Annotated in this window: 4 protein-coding genes; all 4 read right to left on the bottom strand. The window is 50.5% G+C overall.

Annotation, left to right across the window (positions count from 1 at the left end; all coding sequences use genetic code 11):
* Positions 1-56: 56 nt before the first annotated feature.
* The 4 genes from Q0256_RS02885 to Q0256_RS02870 all read right to left on the bottom strand — a co-directional run bounded on the left by Q0256_RS02885 (position 57) and on the right by Q0256_RS02870 (position 3,945).
* Positions 57-1,166 carry a double-cubane-cluster-containing anaerobic reductase gene (locus tag Q0256_RS02885; RefSeq protein ID WP_297959879.1) on the bottom strand — a complete coding sequence of 370 codons (1,110 nt, stop codon included), beginning with the start codon at positions 1,164-1,166 and terminating at the stop codon, positions 57-59.
* Positions 1,163-1,939, bottom strand: coding sequence for an acyl-CoA dehydratase activase (locus Q0256_RS02880; protein ID WP_297959877.1), 777 nt, complete (start codon positions 1,937-1,939; stop codon positions 1,163-1,165). Before Q0256_RS02880 ends, Q0256_RS02885 begins: the two co-directional genes overlap by 4 nt.
* Positions 1,940-2,100: 161 nt before the next feature.
* A complete protein-coding gene (locus tag Q0256_RS02875; protein ID WP_297959875.1) occupies positions 2,101-3,033 on the bottom strand; it encodes a DMT family transporter in 933 nt (310 codons plus the stop codon).
* A gap of 6 nt (positions 3,034-3,039) precedes the next feature.
* Complete coding sequence (locus tag Q0256_RS02870) at positions 3,040-3,945, bottom strand: DMT family transporter (protein WP_297959873.1); 906 nt, start codon at positions 3,943-3,945, stop codon at positions 3,040-3,042.
* Between the last annotated feature and the right edge of the window lie 212 nt (positions 3,946-4,157).

The raw sequence follows: 4,157 nt of genomic DNA, 5'->3' as shown, positions 1-4,157 counted from the left end.
TTGGTTTGTTTTTAAATTTAGAAAATTTTTAATTTTAAAATTTCAAATAAGACCTGCTAAAGCAGCTCTATAAAGGCTTCCAGCCGCGTGCGTATCTGCCCGACGTCTTGCTTGGAGTAGTCTGTTTCTAGGCTCATATAGTTCGCTCCCGCTTCGCGGCTCGCCTCTTTGATCTTATTCGTCTCGATCGCGTAGGTGTGGCAGCCGCTTAGCACGACGTCGATGACGCCGTCTGCTTGATATTCGCGGATAAATTCCTTGATGATATCCGAGCGTGCGTCGTTTTGATACATCACCGAACATGGAATTTTAAGGTAACGCTCGGCGATATTTGCGACCAGGTCGCCCTTCGTTTGCACTTGGTTTTGATAGCCTTTGGTGCCGGAGCAGTTTTCAAATGCCACTACGTCTGCACCCAGCTCCTCAATCTGCTTGATAACCTTTTCATACACACCTCCGCTAGGACAGCCCGTGATGATGATTCGCTTTTTGCGAGTTTTCGGCGGCGATATCTTCTTTGCGGCGGCTATGTAGGCGCGTATCATTTTGAGCTTTTCGCGTTTGTCGTATATGAAGTCGCTCGCAAATGAAATTTGATGAATTTCGCTGCCCGCTACCGGCATCGGATTTAGTTTGCCAAGCTCTAAAAGCTCCAACATCACCTTGCGCTCTTCGTTGTAAATTTGCACCGCATCAAGCAGCGCTTCATCGGTGATTTTCGTATCAAATTTTTGCTCTAAAACTTTGCGAAATTCCCTAAGCTCGTCGGTAAAAAGCTCCAAACTCTTGCCGCCAGTCATATTTGGCAGTTGCAGTACGTGGACGTCCTTATGTTTTGCCAGCAGCTCATACATCTTTTTCTTGCCGTCGCAGGTCGTTTCGCCTATGACGAGATCGCTGGCGTTCATATAGGGGCATTTTTTAGTAACTGCGTAGCCGTAGCTTGCCTTGATCAGCGGGCAAAGATTACGCGGAAGCTCGGCGTGAGCGGCGTCTATCGGACTCTCGTCATAGGCGCAAAGCCCAACCGGCACGGCGCCCGCAGCGTAAATAAGCTCCTTAGGAGAGTAGGTACAAAACATCCCCACTACGTGTTTGCCTTGCTCTTTTAGATCGTGCAGAGCCATTGCGTTGCGCTTTTTAAGCGCGTCAAAATCCATTCTCATCTCGTCTCCTTTAAAATTTCGTTTGCTTTGCGTGCACCGATAAGCGCAGCGCCCATCGCGCCGCAGTAGATTGCGTTTTCGCAAGTAAAAATTTCAGCCCCCAGATGCTCGCCTAGAAGCTGCTTAAAGAGCGGCACGTTGCTAAGTCCGCCGCTTAAAAAATAAATTTGATTTTCCAGCCGTTTGATGAGAGAGGCGACCTTGTGCGCGGAGGAATCCACGATGGCGTAGGCGATCTCGCTAGTTTCGGCTCCGTTTGCGCTTAGCGAGACGATCTCGCTTTCTGCAAAAACAGTGCACGTTGAGCTAATTTTAATCGCGGGATTTTTGCGGGCGGTTTTGTAAATTTCGCTAAGCTCAAGCCCCAAGCGGCCCGCACTGATCTCTAAAAATTTACCCGTGCCCGCCGAGCATTTGTCGTTCATGATAAAATCCGCTGGCTTACCGTTTTCGATTTTGATCGCTTTGGTGTCTTGCCCGCCCACATCGATGACGGTGCAGTCTGGCTCAAACAAAAAATGCGCCCCAAGCCCGTGGCATAAAATTTCGCTCATGCTAAGCTGCGCGTAATCTACGCTAACGCGTCCATAGCCCGTAGCCGTCACGAAGCCCTCTGCGTAGCCTTTTTGCTCTAAGGCTTGCTTGATCTGGCGCGCGACCTTGACTGCGCTAAAGCCGCTTGGCAGCAAAAATAGCTCGCAAAATTCGCCGCGTTCGTCCATAACGGCGACCTTTGACGAGGTAGAGCCGATGTCGATACCGATAAAATGCATAAAATTTTAAATCCGTCGAAAAATATTTCTACGCCGTAGAACTTTATCGCAATCTTAGCTTTTTAAGACTTTTATATCGCTGAAATTTAGCGCAGGCTTGCGGCGCGGATTAAATTTAGCCTCATGCCGCGTTTGAATTAGTTTTAAATTTAGATTTAAATTTAGCGCTCGCGGGCGATTAGAATTCCGCTTAAAATTACCACCGCGATGCCCGCTAGCACGATAGGACCGGGTAGGTGATCGCCTAGAATAATTCCGAGTGCCATGCTAAACAGGATGTCGCTGTAGCTGATAGCAGCGACGATGCCCGCTTTGCGTGAAGCGGCGTAGGCGCGCGTCATGTAAATTTGAAAGTAGATACCGCTGACACCCAGAAGCGCCACTAGCACCCAGCCAAAAAGGCTTGGCGGGTTGAAATAAGCGAGCCTCGCCAAATCCGCGCCGCTGAAAAGTCCTAAAATTTTAACCTCGCTACCTTCAAGCACCCAGCCCGTTATCATCATCGTAGCACTTAGAAAGGTGGCGGACGAGACGAAAACCAGCACGATGAGGTTGGTGGCGTAGTGCTTGCGAAGCTCGCGCACGCTCGTGTATGCAAGCCCCGCGCACATGCCGCCGAAGATTCCTACTGCGTCGGTTACGCTGATGCCGATGTGCGGGCGCACGACGAGTAAAATTCCGCCAAAGCCCAGCAGTATCGCAAACCAGCCTCGCGAGCTTAGCTTCTCGCCTAAGAAAAACGCCGAAAATAGCGCGGTGAAAATGGGCGCCGTCTTCTGGAATGTAAAAGCGGTGCCAAGATCGATGTGGGCGATATTGTAGAAGGTCGCTAAGATACCGCAGCTGCCGATAAAACCGCGAAACGCGAGCAGCCACGGCTTGCCGCCCGGGCCCAGATTTTTTACCCGTCTTAGCGAAAACAGCACGATGCCGATGCCTACGACGTTGCGGAAAAACACGATCTCGGCGCTACTCATCCGCTCCGCCATGACCTTGGCTAGCGCGCCGTTTAGCGCAAAATAAAAGCTCGCTACGAGCATATAATAAACGCCCAGATGTTTCAGCCAAAACGCGGAGTAGAATTTTTGTTTCATCGCGCGCTACTTTCGGTTCGCCACAAGTGTGCCCGCGACGATGATGAGTGCCATGCCCCCAAGCGCCATGAAACCTGGCAGAGCGTCGCCTAGCAGCAGCCCAAATAGCGTCGAAAAGATGATGTCTGCGTAGCTGATCGTAGCTACTATGCCCGCTTTGCGCGTCGCGGCGTAGGCCTTGGTGACGTAGGTTTGATAAAACAGCCCCAGCAGCCCCAGAAGCACGGCAAAGAGCCAGCCCTGCGCGTTTGGAATTTTAAATTTGCAAAGCATAAAACTCAGCGCGGGCGCATCTATAAATTCCGCCGCGATCATAAGCGCTGCGGGCATCAGCGTGCCGGCAAGAAGCGCCGAGAGGATGATCGTATCGGAGCTATAGTATTTACGTAGCCCGCGCACGGAGGTAAGCGCCATCGCGGCGAATAATCCGCTTAAAATTCCAAAAATATCGCTCGGCTGCAAGCCAAACTGCGGCTGAATTACCAAAACAATCCCTGCAAATCCGAGACAGACCGAGAACCAGCCCATCGCGCCGAATTTTTCGCCGAGGGTAAAATACGCGATGATCGCCGTCCAAATGGGCGCCGTTTTTTGAAAGGTAAATGCCTCGCCGAGGCTGATGTTTGCGATATTATAAAAAAACACCATCAGCCCCAAAATCCCGATAATGCCGCGAAACGCGAGCGTAAAAGGATGACCGCCTTTGTTTGCGAAGCGCGCCGCGCGGGGACGAGCCTTGATTTTATAAAGCAGGATCAGAAGTCCTGGTAGATTGCGAAAGAGCACGACCTCAAGCGATGAAATTTGCGCACCCAAAAGCTTGGCGAAAACGCCCGTAAGAGAGTTGTAAAAGCACGCCATCAGCATATAATACACGCTTAGATGGTGCAGCAAGAAGTTGTTGTATTTCATCGCGACCCTTTAAATTTGCGGAATTATACACGCATAATGATTAAATTTTAATATTTCGCCGTTTTAATATTTCGCCGCGCCTCCTGCTTTCGCGCGCCTGGCGCGACGGCTCGGTTTTGCATGTTTGGTGCGACGGCTCGTTTTTTGCACATCGACAATTGCATTTGCGTTTCTTGCTCACAGGCGCTAGTTTAGTGCTTGGATATTGGGTA

It is taken from the genome of uncultured Campylobacter sp., from assembly GCF_937949835.1.
Lineage (GTDB): Bacteria > Campylobacterota > Campylobacteria > Campylobacterales > Campylobacteraceae > Campylobacter_B.
This window is presented reverse-complemented; position numbering and strand designations above follow the sequence as displayed.